Annotated in this window: 12 protein-coding genes; all 12 read left to right on the top strand. The window is 37.9% G+C overall.

All coding sequences use genetic code 11. The annotated features are described in order from the left end of the window. Positions 1–133: 133 nt before the first annotated feature. The 12 genes from QNI15_RS08665 to QNI15_RS08610 all read left to right on the top strand — a co-directional run bounded on the left by QNI15_RS08665 (position 134) and on the right by QNI15_RS08610 (position 18,514). On the top strand, positions 134–976 hold the full coding sequence (locus QNI15_RS08665; RefSeq protein WP_314031405.1) for a DUF3667 domain-containing protein: 843 nt from the start codon (positions 134–136) through the stop codon (positions 974–976). 41 nt (positions 977–1,017) lie between these two features. Further along, positions 1,018–1,617, top strand: a complete 600-nt coding sequence (locus QNI15_RS08660) for a hypothetical protein (RefSeq protein ID WP_314031403.1) — start codon at positions 1,018–1,020, stop codon at positions 1,615–1,617. A gap of 793 nt (positions 1,618–2,410) precedes the next feature. After that, the gene (locus QNI15_RS08655) at positions 2,411–3,454 is read left to right on the top strand and encodes a LacI family DNA-binding transcriptional regulator (protein WP_314031402.1); all 1,044 of its coding nucleotides are present in this window, start codon (positions 2,411–2,413) and stop codon (positions 3,452–3,454) included. 133 nt (positions 3,455–3,587) lie between these two features. Further along, positions 3,588–6,617: a SusC/RagA family TonB-linked outer membrane protein gene (locus QNI15_RS08650; protein ID WP_314031401.1), complete on the top strand. Its 3,030-nt coding sequence runs from the start codon at positions 3,588–3,590 to the stop codon at positions 6,615–6,617. 32 nt (positions 6,618–6,649) lie between these two features. Further along, positions 6,650–8,269 (top strand): RagB/SusD family nutrient uptake outer membrane protein, encoded by a 1,620-nt coding sequence (locus QNI15_RS08645; protein WP_314002285.1) that lies wholly within the window; start codon positions 6,650–6,652, stop codon positions 8,267–8,269. A gap of 157 nt (positions 8,270–8,426) precedes the next feature. After that, entirely contained in the window at positions 8,427–9,305 is an 879-nt protein-coding gene (locus QNI15_RS08640) for an inositol oxygenase family protein (protein WP_314002282.1), read from the top strand. A gap of 89 nt (positions 9,306–9,394) precedes the next feature. After that, positions 9,395–10,537 (top strand): acyltransferase family protein, encoded by a 1,143-nt coding sequence (locus tag QNI15_RS08635; RefSeq protein WP_314002280.1) that lies wholly within the window; start codon positions 9,395–9,397, stop codon positions 10,535–10,537. Positions 10,538–10,596: 59 nt separating this feature from the next. Next, positions 10,597–12,804, top strand: a complete 2,208-nt coding sequence (locus QNI15_RS08630) for an alpha-N-acetylglucosaminidase (RefSeq protein WP_314031399.1) — start codon at positions 10,597–10,599, stop codon at positions 12,802–12,804. A 38-nt stretch (positions 12,805–12,842) separates the two neighbouring features. Then, positions 12,843–14,360 carry a glycoside hydrolase family 28 protein gene (locus QNI15_RS08625; RefSeq protein ID WP_314031398.1) on the top strand — a complete coding sequence of 506 codons (1,518 nt, stop codon included), beginning with the start codon at positions 12,843–12,845 and terminating at the stop codon, positions 14,358–14,360. Positions 14,361–14,440: 80 nt separating this feature from the next. Further along, the gene (locus QNI15_RS08620) at positions 14,441–15,388 is read left to right on the top strand and encodes a purple acid phosphatase family protein (protein ID WP_314031397.1); all 948 of its coding nucleotides are present in this window, start codon (positions 14,441–14,443) and stop codon (positions 15,386–15,388) included. 51 nt (positions 15,389–15,439) lie between these two features. Next, positions 15,440–16,981: a glycoside hydrolase family 28 protein gene (locus tag QNI15_RS08615; protein ID WP_314031396.1), complete on the top strand. Its 1,542-nt coding sequence runs from the start codon at positions 15,440–15,442 to the stop codon at positions 16,979–16,981. Positions 16,982–17,701: 720 nt separating this feature from the next. After that, the gene (locus QNI15_RS08610; RefSeq protein ID WP_313996733.1) at positions 17,702–18,514 is read left to right on the top strand and encodes an alpha/beta fold hydrolase; all 813 of its coding nucleotides are present in this window, start codon (positions 17,702–17,704) and stop codon (positions 18,512–18,514) included. The last annotated feature ends 2 nt before the right edge of the window (positions 18,515–18,516 follow it).

Below are 18,516 nucleotides of genomic sequence, written 5' to 3'. Positions count from 1 at the left end.
ACTTATCCGGGAATTGGATTGAGAAGAAAACGAGTATTTGTTAGACAGAGTCAAAGGAAAAACAGGAGCCTATCTGAAGTTATGAGAATAGTTGTTAGATTGCGATGCAAGTATACTAGCCTTCTCAAATAAAATGATACATTCTGAACACGCACAAACCGCTGTTTTAAAAGAAGTCCAGCCTGCTGACTGTAAGAATTGTGGCAATCCGGTAACCGAAACATTTTGTGGACATTGCGGACAACGACAGCTGCAACCCCGGTTAACAATAAAAGAATTGCTCTCACTGGCTTATGAGTCACTGGTTGATTTTGACAGAGGATTTCTTTTTACAACAACGAAGATGTTTACCCGGCCTCAGGGAGTAATAGCTGATTACATTACCGGAAAAAGGATCATATACACCAACCCCGTTAAATATCTGCTGCTTTGGTTGGGTATCAGTACATTTATAGGATTTTCCATACTGGATATGGATGCATTTACTCAGAAGATAACAGAACAGGTACAAACGCAAAAACCCGTTTTTAAAAATAAAAAACAGCAGGAAAAATATCAGACTGCCAATGCAAGAGTTCAGCAGTTTCAGCAATTTATTACTCAGAATCCTCAATTCATGTATGCTATTCTGATTCCAATTCTGGCCTTAGGTTCCAGTGTGTTTTTTAGAAAGCAGAGATACACCTATGCAGAGCATTTGCTAATGAATACCTATACAATGGCACAGAGCGCACTATTTTCTATTCCGGGTTATTTGTTATACCGATATTTCCCTACACACTTTATCATAGATAGCATACTATCTACATCCATTGCTGCTATATATTATTCAGTTGTAGGCGTATTGTTTTTTTATCGAAAAAGCTATTTTACTGCTGCTGTTAAATCTCTAATGAACTATGTAATAGCTTATATGCTATTCTTTCTATTAGCGGGAATTGTAGGATTTATATATGGGGCTCTACTTATGCAATAATTGGTCTTCAATGAATTTATATATACATTCTGTTTTCCAAAATGAGCAATAAGCTGCTTTTGAGTATTCTTCTCATTCTATACTCTCCAAAGATTTTTTCTCAGATTTATCAGGATATTTTCAAAAGTTGCTCGCAGGTAAAGTCACTGGATACGGTTTCATTAGTGAAGAGGACCTGTAAAATTGTGGTGATTAGTTTTGTGGATAGGGTGAAGGTAATACCTAAAAATAAGATAGATATAGAAATATATAAACATACAGGGAAGATAAAACCAACATATGTAAGAATATGGGCTTGGAAAGCCGACAGCTTGTTAGTTAGTTTGGATAGTTCTGTTGTTCAGGAACGAAAGGCGTTAACGGGTAAGGAAATGAACTCCTTTCTGAATCTTTTCTATAAACGAATAACTCCGAAGGACGGAACGCTACCGGAACAAGCAATCTGTTATGAACCTCATCATGGAATCATATTCTATGATGAGTCTGATACACCATTTGCCTATTTTGAAATGTGTTTTTCTTGTAGACAGGTGTATGCCAGTAAGGGTTTTTATTTTGGCGAGTTTTGCTATGAGCGGCTTAAAAGTGTTAATGCTTATTTTAAAGAATGGGGTTGGAAATATATGCTGGGCAATCCTTGATACCAGGGTAAGAATGCTACTAGTTTGATAATGATTTTGTTTCTGTAATTAGGTTTTGTGAAAACTATTTTTTAGTATTAAGTTAAGCCCAATTGATGAACGCCTGTCAATGTATAGGTAGTTAAAGTTTTCTCTTGTTGTATTATATACTTTGCTACGCAAGAGATAGTCGGCAATGCACATACAGGCTGAGTACCTTAGTAATTCAGAAACTTGAAAAGAACTAAGGACAGGATGTTAAACAGTCTGATTATACTTAGTTTAAGTAGCACAAACTTATTTTACTTGAATAAGCAATACAAAGGACTTTTCAAAATAGCAATTATAAAAACAGAATACTTTTAACCACAGAAAGATTTTTCCAATACACTATACATAGCTATAGGTGTAAGATCCTTCAGGTATTGTCTGTGAAATGCGTGCTATCTTATTCTTTAGATAGAATATATGCTTCTCTCCATGATTCATTATTTTTTAACTAGTTACACACTTCTGTTACTAACACTCGTTTGCCTTCTGGTAATCAATGTTATCTTAATCAATAGTAGCTTACTATAGTAGCAAAATTTGTTATCTGAATAAAATACAATTTCTATCTAAATATGTTATTTTGGATAAATTGTATTTATTGTAATAAATTCCCGAAAAAAGAAGTTGATTGTCCAATCGGGTATTTTTTTGTGATTGAGAATGAATAGCCTTTATATGATCTGGTGATTTGTTTTAACTGTTGCCATGATACAAATATTCTTAAGAGGGATTAAGCCTAACAAGTATTACTTCATTAAAAAGTATGTCATTGGATTCAACGCCAAAAATAATTACGATTAAAGATATTGCTCAAAAGTTTAAGTGTTCTCCCTCTACTGTATCGAGAGCATTAAATAATCATCCGTTGATCAATATTGAAACAAGAAACACTATACAGGAATATGCTCGGCGGATGGGATATCAAAAAAACTCCGTTTCATTGAGCCTTTTAAATAAATCAACCAAAATAATAGGGGTGATCCTGCCTAATATCAGCCATTTTCATGAAGCTGCTATGGTAAATGGCTTGCAGTCTGTGTTGCAGCCATTAGGATACTTGGTAAATATATGTATTACCAATGAGAGTCAGATACTGGAGAAAGAGTATGTGGAACGGCTTCTGTCTAATCGGGTAGATGCCATTTTTATGTCTGTATCACAAGAAACCTACGATTCCAAAGATCATTCCCACCTGGAACAAATACTTAAACGGAATATTCCGCTGATATTCATAGATCGTGAGTATGATCATTTTCCAGCTTTTGGTGTTACAATAAATGATTATCAAGGTGCTTATAGAGCTACTCAACACTTGATTGAAGTAGGTTGTAAGCGAATTGCTCACTTACGAGGTCCGAAAGGGCTTACAGTAGCAGAACAGCGTTATAAAGGCTATATCGATTGTTTGATTGATCATCGATTACCTGTCAATGAGACATTGATAGCAGAGGCCAATTTCAATATAGAGAGTGGGTTAATGCCTACACAATACCTTCTGAATCTGAAAGATAGACCAGATGGCATATTTGGTGTCAATGATCAGGTTTGTTTTGGCGCATTAAAAATCATTAAGGAATATGCATTGAATGTGCCAACAGATATTGCTTTGGTTGGATTTGATAATAGTCCTATAGCAGAATATTTTCAGCCATCACTCACTTCTGTGAAACGTCAGAGCAAGCAAATTGGAACAGAAGCGGCCCGTCTGTTTATCGAGTCCCTGACATCAGGTTCTTCCTCTGTCTCTCCTCAAAACTGTGTCCTAGATTCGGAATTAATTGTGCGGGATTCGTCCCGGAGATCATGATAATTTCTTTTCGGAGTTGGACAAAAACGATTTCAAACGTTTGCATAGAAATTAGTTATTCTAAAATTTTTATTTAAAAAGTACTATATTGATATTCGGTAGTTGATTTGAATTAAACCCATTTTAACTGCCAATGAAAAAACATCTACATTTCAAATCTCTTCTCTTTCTGCTTCTGTTTCTGTCACTTGCAATGCCTTCGCAATTGTTTGGACAGTCTGAAGTAACTGTATCAGGGAAGGTTACATCAGCCAGTAATGGAGAAACTCTACCTGGAGTCTCTATTTTAGTAGAAGGTACCACTACCGGAACCGTTACAGATGTGAATGGTGTGTACACATTAAAGGCTGGAGCCAATGCTCAATTGATTTTCACTTTTGTAGGGTATGTACAGGAGAAAATAGCTGTTAACAATCAAACAACTATTGATGTGGCCCTGGTACCAGATATTCAAACATTAGGTGAAGTAGTAGTAGTAGGATATGGAACCCAATCACGTAAGAACCTGACTAGTGCCATTACTAATGTTAAGCCAGAAGAACTTAACAGAGGGGCTATTACAGACGTAGGCCAGTTACTACAAGGAAAGGTTCCCGGTTTAAATATTACTGCCAGTGGTGATCCAAACAGAACCGCTGCCGTTATTTTACGTGGTGCCTCTACACTAAACAGTTCGCAATCTCCTCTATATGTTATTGATGGTGTGATTGGTGCTGATATTTCCATTATAGCTCCAGATGATATTGCTTCTATTGATGTATTGAAAGATGGATCTGCTACTGCTATCTATGGTAACAGGGCTGCCAATGGAGTTATTATGGTTACTACTAAGAAAGGAAAAAAAGGACAAATGCAAGTTGGCTACAATGGATATATAGGTATGGAAAAGGTTTCGAACCAGCTTGATCTGATGAATGGAAACCAACTGAGAACGTTCTGGCAAAAGAATAGTATACCTGTACCTTCAGATGATGAGGGAGCCAATACAAATTGGCAGAGTGCAATACAAAAATCTTCTGCTTTTTCCACAAACCATAATTTGTCCTTTAGTGGCGGTACAGAACATAGTAGTTATAATGCAAGTATCAATTATGCCCGTAAAGAAGGTATTTTACTGAAAAGTGCGCAGGAACGTGTGATTGCACGTTTAAATATAGAACACTCGGCTTTGAATGATAAGGTGAAGTTTGGTTTGAATGTATCTAATTCAAATACAAAAGCTTCAAATACACCAATGCGTAATGTAGTATTACAGCAAGTGGTAAAATATTTACCTGTTTCACCAATTAGGAATGCAGATGGAAGCTTCTATGAAAATTTTGATAAACCAGGAGCATATTACAATCCTGTAGCAATGATTGAACATGGACAGGATGATACAAAAACAAATGCATTAGTGGCTGCTTTTACAACACATGTAAATCTTCCATTAGGACTTACTTATGATTTGAATGTATCGTATCAGAATACTACCTATCTGCATGGTGAGTTTTATGATAGTTATTATTCTAAGAATTATAATGCTACATTCTATAGCAATCCTGAGCCTCCCGGAGTACGACAACCTGTTACATTTGGTACTAATGGGTTTGCATTACGCAGTAGCTATCAGGATACACGAAAAGTGGTAGAGAGTTTTGTAACATGGGCTAAACAGTTTGGAAGTCATGATATTAACCTGGTTTTGGGTTATTCCTGGCAGGATAATGAGTTTGGAGATGGTATTCAGGCTACTACAACCAACTTACCTGTAGATAATATAGGATATAATAATTTTGCTTTGAGCAATCCTTATGCTGTGTCGTCCTTTAGAATAGGTTTTGGATCTGATGAAGTATATCAGCATTATCGGATGATTTCTGACTTTGCCCGTTTGAATTATAGCTTTAAGGATAAATACTTGTTGCAGGGATCTATAAGAAGAGATGGAAGCTCTGTATTTGGAGCTAATAACCGTTGGGGTTACTTTCCTTCTATCGGTGTAGCCTGGCGAATTGCAGATGAAGCATTTATGAAATCTCAATCTTTTGTAAATGACTTGAAGTTGCGTGCTAGTTATGGAGTAACAGGTAATGCTTCAGGATTCAATCCCTATACAGCTCAATTTATTTCTGGTAGTCTTGGTACATTCTACTATAATGGTGTACAGTTAGGCGCTTATGGTCCTACACAGTTAAGTAATCCTGATTTGAAGTGGGAAAAAACAGCTACTGCCAATATAGGCTTAGACTTTACTATACTAAGTGGTAAACTTTCAGGTACGGTGGAAGTCTATGACAAGAAGACTACAGGGATGATTACTACCTATGCTGTAGATCCTGCACGCGGACCTTCCGGACAGATTGTAGCAAACGGTGGAAGTATGGATAATAGAGGGATTGAAGTATCTTTAAGTGCTACACCTGTAAAAGCAAATAATGGATTCACCTGGAATACCAGTATAAATTTTGCTCATAATACGAATAAAATACTAAGTTTAACTAATCCTCTATTTACAGGTGGGGATTCTACGCGTATTACTCAACCTGATGGAGGTGGACAAACGGGAAGTACTTTACAAATACTGAAATCAGGTAAGCCATTGGGTGAGTTCTTTTCGCTACAATATGCAGGAAAAGATAGTGCCGGCACCTCACAGTATATAAATAGAGAAGGTATTGCTTCTACATCTCCTGCCATTGGAAGAGACTATCATTATCTGGGTAGTCCACAACCTAAATTATTGGTAGGGTGGAGTAATACGTTGACCTATAAAAATTTCGATTTGAACCTATTCTTCAGAGGTTCATTTGGTGGGAAAATATTTAATGCTACAAGGGCGGAATTATTCAGACTTGAGACCGCAACAAGTGCTAACATTTTGAATGATGCTGCAAATGAACCTGTATCAGATCGTAATGTGTATAAATATTCATCCCGATTCATTGAAAGTGGAACATATGTACGTCTTGATAATGCTACGTTGGGATATAGCTTTAAAAATCTGGGGCAGTCTATTCGAAGCCTTCGTGTGTATACTTCTGTGAATAATGCCTTTATTATAACAAAGTATACTGGTGTTGATCCTGAAATTAATCAGGGTGGCACTGCTCCAGGAGTGGATTCCAATAACTTTTATCCTAAAACCCGTACATTCTTATTGGGTGTGAATTTATCATTCTAACAAAGACCGGTTTCTATTTATAAAGAAGATATATGAAAAGAAAGATATATTATTTTTCATTGTGTATTTTGATGGTGTCTTTTCTGGAAGCATGTCATATGATTGATGTTCCAGTAACCACTAAGCTTACACCAGATGTATTTCCTCAGGATTCATTACAGTTTATCCAGTCAGCGGGAACTTCTTATGCCGCATTGAGAGGGAATTATGCGTTGGATTATTGGTTCATGCAGACATTAAGTACAGACGAAGCGATTTTGCCTGCCAGAGGTGGGAACTGGTATGATAATCAGAACTATCTGATGTTACATTATCACAGCTGGACACCTGATCATCCATGGACGGCTTCCTGTTGGTCCTGGTTATCAAGAATAATTGGTACAACAAATCAGGCACTTGCTATCTTAAAAGAATCTATTCCTGCAAATGCGAGTTATAAGAACTCAACAATTGCTGAGTTGCGAATGGTAAGAGCACTCTCTTACTTTATGATGATGGATCTTTATGGTAATATTCCCTTAGATACATTGTATGGTGACTTTACACCTCATCCAACTACTCCACGTGCACAGGTGTTCAACTTTATTGAGTCTGAGATAAATACAGTGTTGCCCTATCTGAGTGAGGATACGGGACCTGTTATGTATGGCAGATGCAATAAATATATGGCTTATGCACTGTTGGCTAAAATGTATCTGAATGCAGAAGTATATACAGGGACAGCCCGTACCAATGATTGTATTGCTGCTTGCGATAAAATTATCAGCTCTAATAAATATTTTATAGAACCTATGAGTTCTTATTTGCGAATGTTTTATCCGGAAAATGGCCCTCAGATGAAAGAATTCATTTTTGCCATTCCTTTTGATCCAGCTGCAACACCTCTATCAGGGACAAATGGATATATGTATCGGGCCAGATACGAGATTCCCCGATCAGAGAGAGCTAAGTTTGGTATGCCGTACAATCCTGCTGGCGCTGAAAGTACTCTTCCTGAATTTTACGCACACTTTGATGACCCAAATGATGTGAGAAATAAACAGTGGCTTACAGGACCTCAGTATATGAATGATGGGGTTACTCCTATTCTTAGTACTCCTTTAACTCCAAAAGAATATGATGAGAAGTCTACAGATACATCTTCTGTAAAGCGTACCTATCAGGTTGTTCTTACACCGGAGGTAATTTTGAGAAGAAGTGTCGCTGCTTTTGATTGCGGGAATGATGAAATTTCTTGGAATATGGGATATCGGAACACTAAGTTTTATCCAGATGCTTCTTCTGTAACCCGGAATCAAAATAATGATATGCCTGTATTTCGCTATTCAGATATCATTCTTATGAAGGCTGAAGCCATCTTACGTGGAGGCTCACCAACACTTGGACATACTGCTCCTTCTCTGGTGAAGATGGTTCGTGATAATCGCTCAACATCTGCTTCCTGGGATGATGTATCCTTGGAACAATTGTATGAAGAGAGATGTCGTGAATTTGTTGCAGAGACATGGCATCGTAATGATATGATTCGTTTTGGAAAATATGAAGGTCAGTGGGGATACAAAACTAATGCAGAGACCTATCGTCGTATATTCCCTGTTCCAACCAATGCGAAAGTATTAAATACCACATTGACACAAAATCCAGGTTATTAATATATATAAATAGCACTTTCTGATAAAACAGTAAAAATGTTTGTCAGAAGTGCTTATAAAGCTGATATTGGGTTGATTATTTGGTTTCTGAGTAATTAACCTCTAAATCCTCTTAAGAGTTTGTACAAATCCCTTAACGCTCAATTATTATAACCCTATGAACCAGAAATTCACAGAAAAAGAAGTATCTCCATTATCCAGTATGGAAGATTGGGAAGACGACTTGTTAAAGCGTTATCCTGATCCGGAAGAGTCTGTAAAGACTAAAGAAGAGTATCGCAATTATGTTGATTCTGAGCGGGTAGATACGGTGCGTGAGTTTTACCGACTTAATCATACTTATCAAACCTATGATTTTGTAAAGGAGAAGAGAGCAGATTTTCTGAAATTTGATAAACGGGAAATGTCATTATGGGAAGCGGTAGATTTTCTGAATACACTGGTAGATGACTCTGACCCGGATACAAGCCTGGATCAGTTACAACACTTACTCCAAACTTCAGAAGCCATCCGGGCTGATGGCCATCCAGACTGGTTTGTATTGACTGGATTTATGCATGATATGGGTAAAGTGTTGTGTCTGTTTGGAGAGCCTCAGTGGGCAGTAGTAGGAGATACCTTCCCTGTTGGATGTCAACATTCGGATAAGATCGTTTATCCTGAATTTTTTGCTGCAAATCCCGATTCTACCGATGAACGCTATAATACAAAATATGGCATTTATGAACCTAACTGTGGATTAGATAATGTACGTATGTCATGGGGGCACGATGAATACCTGTATCAGATGATGAAGGACTATTTGCCAGAGCCTGCCTTGTATATGATTCGGTATCACTCATTCTACTCACAACATCGGGAAAATGCCTATTCACATCTGATGACAGAACATGACCATAAAATGTTTGAATGGGTAAATAAATTCAATCCCTACGATCTGTACTCAAAAGTTCCTGTACCTCCTGATGCCAAAGCACTCAGACCTTACTATGAAGATTTGGTAGCTAAGTACTTGCCATCTACATTGAAATTCTAAAAGTTAATTAAAGCAACCTGGTACAACTCTCTGGCAGAAGTTCTTATTTGTCAGAGAGTTTTTTATAGATAGGCGATCCACCTGCCAACATGCATACAAATCAGAAAACCCACCTAAAACGATTACAGTCTCTGGATGCTCTCAGAGGATTTGATATGTTCTGGATTATCAGTGGTGAAGGATTAATTCATTCCTGGGCTGCTGCATCTGACAATTCATTGATTGACTGGATGTCCGACCAACTACATCATTCAGACTGGAATGGATTTACATTTTATGATCTGATATTTCCTCTTTTTATTTTTATAGCTGGGGTTTCTATGCCTTATTCCATGGGAAAACAGCTGGAAGGAAGTACTGCTGAGAACAAATCAGCGGTTAGACAAAAGATTTTGTGGCATCTTCTAAAGCGTACACTCATCCTGATCATTTTGGGAATGGTTGTCAACGGATTGCTGAAGTGGCAAGGATATGATAACACCCGATTTGCCAGTGTATTAGGACGTATCGCTTTATCTTGCCTTTTTGCCGGACTTATTTTTCTTTATTGCGATCTCAGAGGACAACTGCTGTGGTTTGCAGGATTATTGATTGGGTATTGGGTTGTTATGAAATTTGTTCCTGTTCCAGAATTTGGTGCAGGTGTTCTTACCCCCGAAGGAAATATGGAGGCCTATATAGATCGTATATTGTTGCCGGGTAAACTGCATCGGAAAGTTTACGATCCTGAAGGACTTCTATCTACCATTCCTGCTATTGCCAATGCCTTGATGGGCATTTTTACAGGTCAATTTCTACGCTGGTCATCTACTAGATGGACACCCCTCAAAAAAGGATTTTTTATGATTCCGGTAGGGCTTTTACTTATTGCTATTGCCTGGATCTGGCATTTGGATTTTCCCATTAATAAAAATATGTGGACCAGTTCATTTGTGTTACTAACCTGTGGCTGGAGCCTATTGTTTCTTTCTGCTTTTTACCTGATTATTGATGTTGCCGGATTTAAGAAATGGTCTATGCCTTTGGTATGGATAGGAATGAATTCAATTACTATATATATGGCCTCACATGGGGTTATTGATTTTGAGCATACTACTGTTTTTCTCTTTGGAGGGTTGATCAAGTTTGCTGAAGCAGCCTGGCAGCCGGTATGGCTGGCCGCCGGAATTGTCGCTGTACAACTAGGGTTCCTATACTTTTTGTATCAGCAAAAGTGGTTCTTAAAGGTATAAAAAGAACCACTAAGTATCAGATTGAACAAAGAATATTCTACATAAATTTTTGCGTATACATGTATTTTAAGCGAATTCTACTAGTAGGAGCTATCCATCTGTTTTGTACATCCTATGTGATGGCTCAGCTCAATGTACAAGCCTCTGAAGCTTTTGTAAAAAGAATATTACCCAAAGAATCTCATTACTTTCAGGTGGAGTCATTAGCTGCTGAAAAAGGAAATGATGTATTTGAAATAGAAAGTAAGAATGGTAAAATCATTCTGAGAGGAAGTACTGGAGTGGCAATCGGATCTGCTTTATACTACTACCTGACAGAATATACCCATTGCCAGATTACATGGAATGGAACAAATTTAAAACTACCTGCTTCTTTGCCTGTTGTACCTGAAAAGATTCACAAGAACACATCCTATCATTACCGCTATTATCTGAACTACTGTACCTTCAACTACAGCATGAGTTGGTGGAACTGGGAGCGTTGGCAAAAAGAAATAGATTGGATGGCATTGCATGGGATCAATATGCCTCTGGCAATTACCGGAGAAGAATATACCTGGTATGAAGTATACAGGGAAATGGGATTTACGGATCAGGATTTACAGGCATTCTTTAGTGGCCCGTCGTATTTCTCCTGGTTCTGGATGGGAAACCTGGATGCATGGGGTGGTCCACTTCCTGTAAGCTGGATGCAAAGTCACAAAGAATTACAACAAAAGATTGTTGCTCGTGAACGTGAATTGGGAATGAAACCTGTACTGCCTGCATTCACAGGACATGTTCCTGCTGCCTTTCGTCATCGCTTTCCTAATGCTAAACTGAAAGCCACCAACTGGACCAATGGCTTTGCGGATACCTATATATTGGACTCGGAAGATCCTATGTTCGCTGAGATTGGCAAGAAGTTTCTACAGAAGCAAACTGCTTTATTTGGTACGGATCACTTGTATTCGGCAGATACCTTCAATGAAAACGAGCCACCATCTGACGAACCGGAATTTTTGTCTAAACTGAGTGCGCGTGTATATGAAGGGATGAGACAAGCAGATCCACAAGCTATATGGGTTATGCAGGGATGGTTATTCTACAGTGATCGCAAATTCTGGAAAGCTCCACAAATCAAAGCTTTACTGGATGCCGTCCCCAATGACCATATGATTGTACTGGATCTGGCCACAGAAATAGAACCTGTATGGAAAAGTACTGAGGCATTTTATGGCAAACCCTGGATCTGGAATATGCTAAATAATTTTGGGGGTAATGTCAATCTGTTTGGACGGATAGAAGGGGCTGCTAAAGGTCCGGCTGAGGCATTGCATGACCCGAAAAGTGGAAATTTGAAAGGAATTGGACTCACTATGGAAGCTATTGAGCAGAATCCTGTTTTATATGAACTGATGATGGCCAACACCTGGAGAGATCAACCTATTGATCTGGATAAATGGTTGTCTGATTACATCCGAAATCGTTATGGGAATACCAATGAACATACGTTAGCCGCCTGGCAGATTCTGAAAACAACTGTCTACAATGGCAAAGCCATTCGGGATGGAGCTGAATCAATTGTAACAGGACGACCTACCTTTGATTCAACCACAGTATGGACGCGTACCAAACTAAATTATCCTCCTGCTGAACTTTTACCTGCCTGGCAACATCTGGTTCAGGCAATCAACACATGCAAGTCCAGTGATGGCTTCCAGTATGATCTGGTGGATGTTACACGACAAGTACTGGCTAACTATGCTCTGCCTCTACAGAAGAAATGGGTGCAAGCTTATCGACAAAAGAATCAGGCGGATTTTCAGAAGTATAGCAAAGAGTTTATAGAGTTGATTGATGATATGGATAAGTTGCTGGGAACACGAAAAGATTTTCTGTTGGGAAAATGGATTGCGGAAGCACGTAGTTGTGGTACTACAGCTGAAGAAAAAGCTTTGTATGAACAGAATGCCCGTGATCTTGTAACTCTATGGGGAGATGAAAACAGTCCATTACATGAATATTCTAATCGTCAGTGGAATGGGTTGCTAAGTGATTTTTATAAACCCAGATGGCAACAGTTTTTCCAACGAGTGAATGATGGACTAGTTTCTGGAAAGGATATTGATTTAGCTGCTTTTGACAAGGACATTAAAAAATGGGAATGGAAGTGGGTTACAGAGCAAAAATCCTTTACTGATAAACCTGTTGGTGTGTCAGTGGATGTGACCCGGCAACTATATAAGAAGTATTGGAAGAAGGTACAAGCTGCCTATGCGATTTAAAATAAGTTAGATTTTAGTTGATTTTTAATTGAGCAGCCATGAGAAAAGCAATTCTGCTTTGTATTTTCATTATACATAGTATCATAGGTATGTGTCAGCAGACAGTAATTACTATTACTGCCTATGGAGCTAAACCGGATGGTAGGAGCAATAATACTTCTGCAATTCAGAAAGCTATTGATGATATCTCTAAAAAAGGAGGGAAGGTGATCATTCCTGCTGGGTATTTCCTGACAGGAGGACTGTATCTGCGTTCTAATGTAGAGCTTTATCTGGAAGAAGGGGCAGTTTTGTTAGGAAGTACTAATTGGTTGGATTATACCAAAGGAGATGGAAAACTGGCCTTACTAACAGGCTATAATCTTACTAATGTGGCAATCACTGGCAAAGGAACCATAGATGGGCAGGGGAGAGAACTGGTGGTAAATCTATACGAATTACTGAATAAGAATCTGATACAGGACCCGGAGTGGAGAATCAAGCGCCCTACAGAAGCTAATCGTCCGATGATACTTGGGTTGGAGAAATCAAAAAATATCCGTGTTTCAGGTATTACTTTTAAAGACGCCTCTGGATGGGTACAGAACTACCAGAATTGTGAAGATGTATCTATTGACCATATTCGGGTAGAAAGTGTTGCTTACTGGAATAATGATGGGATTGACATTGTTGATACAAAGAATGTTAGCATTACAAATTGCTTTATTAATTCAGCCGATGATGGTATTTGTTTAAAATCAGAAGATAAAGCAGGTTCATGTGAAAATATAACAGTCAAGAATTGTACAATTCGTTCCAGTGCTAATGCATTTAAGATTGGAACTGGTTCAATGGGTGTTTTTCGAAATATTATAGTTGAGAACCTGACAGTATATGATACATATCGTTCGGCTATTGCCTTGGAGACAGTAGATGGCGCAATCATTGAAAAGGTGAAGATTAAACAGGTTCAGGCTACTCACACAGGCAATGCGATTTTTCTTCGTCTGGGGCATAGGAATACAGATAATCGATATGGAATTTTAAGGGATGTGCTTATTCAGGATGTAAGGGCTGAAATTCCTGCCAGCAAACCTGATGCAGGCTACCCTGTAGAAGGACCTCTTCCGAAAGTGCCTCCACATAATCTGATCCCCTCTTCCATTACCGGATTACCAGGACATCTTGTTCAAAATGTACGACTGGAAAATATTATGATTGTCTATGGAGGAGGAGCCTCTAAAACCAAAGCGTTTGTTTCAACAGATTCACTTCATCTGGTTCCGGAGCAAATACCTAATTATCCGGAGTTCTCTATGTTTGGAGAACTTCCTGCCTGGGGTTTTTATGTGCGACATGCTGAAGGGATTGAATTTTCAAATGTAAAACTATCATTGGTAAAAGAAGATTTTCGGCCTGCTTGTGTCTTTGATGATATCAAAGGGTTAAAACTTTCTGGAGTAGAGTCTGGCAATGCTACAACAAAACCGGTTTGGATTTTGAATAAAGTTACCAGGCCAGTACTAACCGAAGTTAAATCTTCCTTTTCAGAGCCCGAATCTCTAAAGATTCAATAGTTCTCTGTTTTTGTAGTAGTCCATCTTCTGGGCTTATTATTATGTTTTTTCTGATTTATATATAACAAGCCATCCAATTTATGAAAAAAGTAATTAGTGCCTTATTCATCTCCCTCCTGAGCTTTCAACTTGTACAGGCACAAAAAAAAGAATTAACCAAACATCCAGATGCACTTAACTTTCTGGTTATGGGCGACTGGGGCCGTAATGGAGAGGATCATCAAAAGCCTGTTGCCACACAAATGGGAAAAGTCGCCAAAACACTCTCAACAGACTTCATTATAGCAACAGGAGATAATTTTTATCCCAGTGGAGTCATTAGTGAGCATGATCCCCTATGGAAATATTCCTTTGAAGATATCTATACTGATTTTTCGCTACAATGGGACTGGTATCCTGTATTAGGTAATCATGATTATAAGTCTAATCCAGATGCACAGGTTGCCTATTCAAAAATCAGCCGTCGCTGGAAGATGCCCGCCCGCTATTATTCCAAGATCTTTTCCATACATGGTGACACAACCAAACAAGTATTAATTGCTTTTATTGATACCAATCCATTGATACCACAGTTTTACAAAGGAGAATACAGCAATGCTACCATTGGACAGGATAGTACAGCACAGAAACGTTGGCTGGAAGGTGTGCTAGCCAATAACTCTCCTACTATCAAGTGGAAGGTTGTGGTAGGACACCATCCCTTATTTACAGCCACCCAAAAACGTAGAGAAAGCTATGATACACGAGCTGTAAGAGCATCTCTAAAGTCTGTTTTGGATAAATACAAAGTAGATGCCTACTTGTGTGGGCATGATCATGATCTGCAACATTTATTGCCAGAAGGCAAGACTCATTATTTTGTATCAGGATCTGCATCCGAAAAGACAGAAATCGGGACTCTGCCTATCAGCAAGTTGGCGCTGTCTGAGTATGGCTTTATGGCCTTCTCTGTTACAGATAAAAAGCTATATGTGCAGGTCATTAACCATGAAGGGAACATTGTGTATACTACAGAATTAACAAAATAGAAATCAAGCTATCTGAAGAAATTTAGCTTCCGTATTTAACTCTTCAAGTTCATGAAAAATGCTATTCTTTTTATTGGTTGTCTGATAAGTACCTTTTCTGTTATTGGTCAACAGAAAGTCTTTACTATTACTACCTATGGTGCAAAGCCAGATGGCGAAACTCATAATACACAAGCTATTCAGAAAGCAATTGATGAGGCAAATGCAGCAGGTGGAGGCAGAGTATTGATTCCTGCTGGCCGTTTCGTAACGGGAGTATTACATATGAAATCCAATGTGGGATTGTATCTGGCTGAAAATGCTGTTTTGTTGGGAACATCCCGTCGTAGTGAGTATGGTCCTAAAAAAGCCTCAGCATTGCTGGTTGCTGATGGTCAGAAAAATATATCCATTACAGGCAAAGGAACTATTGATGGGCAGTCTGACAAACTGATTGAAGATATTTATCGTATGTTGAAAGCTGGTACACTAGAAGATAATGAATGGCAAACCGAGAATCCCTGGCATCAGATACGTCCAGCTGAAGAGAATCGCCCGAAGCTATTGGAATGGCGGAATTGTGATGGTGTACAGATAAAAGGCATTACGTTTCGGGATGGTACCGACTGGATACAAAAGTATGTAAATTGTACAAACCTGATTATAGATAGTATCAGAGTAGAAAGTACTACGTTTCTGAACAATGATGGCATTGATGTGGTAGATTGTCGACATGTGAAAATCACGAACAGCTTTATCAATGCAGCAGATGATGGTATTTGTCTCAAGTCAGAAGATCGGAATCGTAAAAACATCTGTGAGGATATTTACATTGCAAATTGTAAAGTACGTTCCAGTGCCAGTGCTTTAAAATTTGGAACAGCATCCTGGAGTGGTTTCAAAGACATTACCGTGCGGGATCTGGTAATTTATGATACATATCGTTCTGCCATTGCACTGGAAGTAGTGGATGGTGGCTTTATGGAAAACATAGACATTCGAAACATTAAGGCAACTAATACAGGCAATGCTATTTTTATTCGTATTGGACATCGGAATAAAGATACTGTTCAAAGTCGTTTACGTCATATTTACATTGGCAATGTAACAGTAGATGTACCCAAAGGTAAACCTGATAAAGGGTATCGCGAAGAAGGACCTATTGTAAGAGAGCCCCATAATGTATACCCATCTTCCATTGTAGGTTTACCAGATTATCCGATAGAAGATGTTGTACTAGAGAACATAGAAGTAAAATATGAAGGTGGAGCCAGTAAGGAAGTTGCCTATGTAAGTCCAGATGCATTGACACAGATTCCTGAAAAAGTCGCAGATTATCCGGAGTTTTCTATGTTTGGGGAACTTCCTGCCTGGGGTTTTTATGTACGACATGCAAAGGGTGTCACTATGAAGAATGTGAAGATAAGTTACAAAGATGAAGACTTCCGGACTCCTATGATATTTGATGATGTGAAAGCTTTAAAGCTTGTAGATATTTCTATTCCCACAGTGAAAAGTGCACCAGCTATTCTGCTTCACAAAACAGACAATGCTACTGTTAAAAAAGTAGTATCACCATTGAGTAAGACAGAAACAGTGAAAATTCAGAAGTAAATTTATAGATGTATCCAATGTGTATCTATAATCTAACAAATATAGATACACGTTTTTCATAAAATTAACTAGTAGAAAAAATATATTCTTTTTTATCTTATAAACTTTTTCATCTACAGCGTTGGTTTAGCTGAGTCTTTAATTCCACGTTTTAGATAATGTACTATGTGAAATTAAACAAACCGCTAGCACTTTTGTTAAGCATTTCTGACTTGACAAATATAAGAATTGTTTCTATATATTGATTTTAAGGCAAATTTCGATTGAAATAGATGGTATTAATGGTAAAAAAGATAATTTTATAACCTTCTGTAAAGTAATTTGATAATCAAACATTTATTGGTATACTATTTTTTGTCATTTACCAGCATAAAAAGTATATTTTTAAATTTTCTATATCATACTATAAATTATTGATTTGAGATTTTTATTTATGGAGATATTATTCTACTGGTGTTACTGGATTTGGTATTGTTACTTGATTCCTGTATTTTTTTTTATATATTAGAAACCTCAATCAAACCTCAAAACATTGTTCTTATAAAGAAGCTGTTTCCATTTAGTTTTTTAAACTTGAAATCTTTAAACATCGGAAAAGAGCAGGAGCAAATTCATTAATAAATCATAATAACATCGGGCAAATTGTATGATTATATTATACAGGTATTTTGTCTACATGGTATTAGATCTATCTTATCTCATATTTTATTCTAGAGAGATATGTCTGTTACTACATCTAATTTTTTGGTTCAGCACAATGTTTCCGTTTTAGGAGAATCGAGTAAACCCACTATCGTTTTTGCTCACGGTTTCGGTACAGACCAGTCCGCATGGCGTTTTGTGAAAGATGCTTTCGGGGATAAATACCGCCTTGTTTTGTTTGATAATGCAGGATCAGGTAAGGTAGATCCAGCTTTATACAGCCCTCTTCTATATAATTCTTTACATAGCTATGTAGGAGACTTGTTACAAATTTGCTCAGATCTTTCGTTGAGAGATGTGACTCTGATAGGCCATTCTGTAAGTGGAATGCTGGGATTATTAGCATCTATTCAATCTCCTCATTTCTTTTCGAAGCTGGTATGTCTGAGTTCTTCTCCCAGATATCTGAATGATAGTGATTCTGGTTATATAGGAGGTTTCGAACAGGCAGACTTGGATCAACTGTATGATAACATGCAACAAAACTACTTTACATGGGTAAGTGGATTTGCTCCATTGGCAATGAATGTGCCTCATCGACCTGGATTGGGGAATGAATTTGCCAGGACATTAGGAGAAATCCGTCCTGATATTGCATTGAGTGTCTCCAGAACTATTTTTCAATCTGATCATCGAAAAGATTTACCTGCTGTACAAAAGCCTGTACTGCTTATTCATGCTCATGAAGATATTGCTGTCCCTCATCAGGTAGGAGCCTATTTAAATGCTAGTATTCGAGAAAGTAATTTGTTGTATATAAATGCAACAGGACATTTTCCACATATGTCTGCTCCGGAGGAAGTAATACAGGCAATAGGTACTTTTTTATAAAA

Source organism: Xanthocytophaga flava (assembly GCF_030068545.1).
GTDB lineage: Bacteria > Bacteroidota > Bacteroidia > Cytophagales > 172606-1 > Xanthocytophaga > Xanthocytophaga flava.
The sequence above is the reverse complement of the archived record's forward strand: the minus strand, read 5'-3'. Positions and strand labels throughout refer to the sequence as shown.

Excerpts from the sequence above, each read along its gene's own strand:
- QNI15_RS08665 (WP_314031405.1), top strand. The coding sequence starts at position 134 with ATGATACATTCTGAACACGCACAAACCGCTGTTTTAAAAGAAGTCCAG.
- QNI15_RS08660 (WP_314031403.1), top strand. The coding sequence starts at position 1,018 with ATGAGCAATAAGCTGCTTTTGAGTATTCTTCTCATTCTATACTCTCCA.
- QNI15_RS08655 (WP_314031402.1), top strand. The coding sequence starts at position 2,411 with ATGTCATTGGATTCAACGCCAAAAATAATTACGATTAAAGATATTGCT.
- QNI15_RS08650 (WP_314031401.1), top strand. The coding sequence starts at position 3,588 with ATGAAAAAACATCTACATTTCAAATCTCTTCTCTTTCTGCTTCTGTTT.
- QNI15_RS08645 (WP_314002285.1), top strand. The coding sequence starts at position 6,650 with ATGAAAAGAAAGATATATTATTTTTCATTGTGTATTTTGATGGTGTCT.
- QNI15_RS08640 (WP_314002282.1), top strand. The coding sequence starts at position 8,427 with ATGAACCAGAAATTCACAGAAAAAGAAGTATCTCCATTATCCAGTATG.
- QNI15_RS08635 (WP_314002280.1), top strand. The coding sequence starts at position 9,395 with ATGCATACAAATCAGAAAACCCACCTAAAACGATTACAGTCTCTGGAT.
- QNI15_RS08630 (WP_314031399.1), top strand. The coding sequence starts at position 10,597 with ATGTATTTTAAGCGAATTCTACTAGTAGGAGCTATCCATCTGTTTTGT.
- QNI15_RS08625 (WP_314031398.1), top strand. The coding sequence starts at position 12,843 with ATGAGAAAAGCAATTCTGCTTTGTATTTTCATTATACATAGTATCATA.
- QNI15_RS08620 (WP_314031397.1), top strand. The coding sequence starts at position 14,441 with ATGAAAAAAGTAATTAGTGCCTTATTCATCTCCCTCCTGAGCTTTCAA.
- QNI15_RS08615 (WP_314031396.1), top strand. The coding sequence starts at position 15,440 with ATGAAAAATGCTATTCTTTTTATTGGTTGTCTGATAAGTACCTTTTCT.
- QNI15_RS08610 (WP_313996733.1), top strand. The coding sequence starts at position 17,702 with ATGTCTGTTACTACATCTAATTTTTTGGTTCAGCACAATGTTTCCGTT.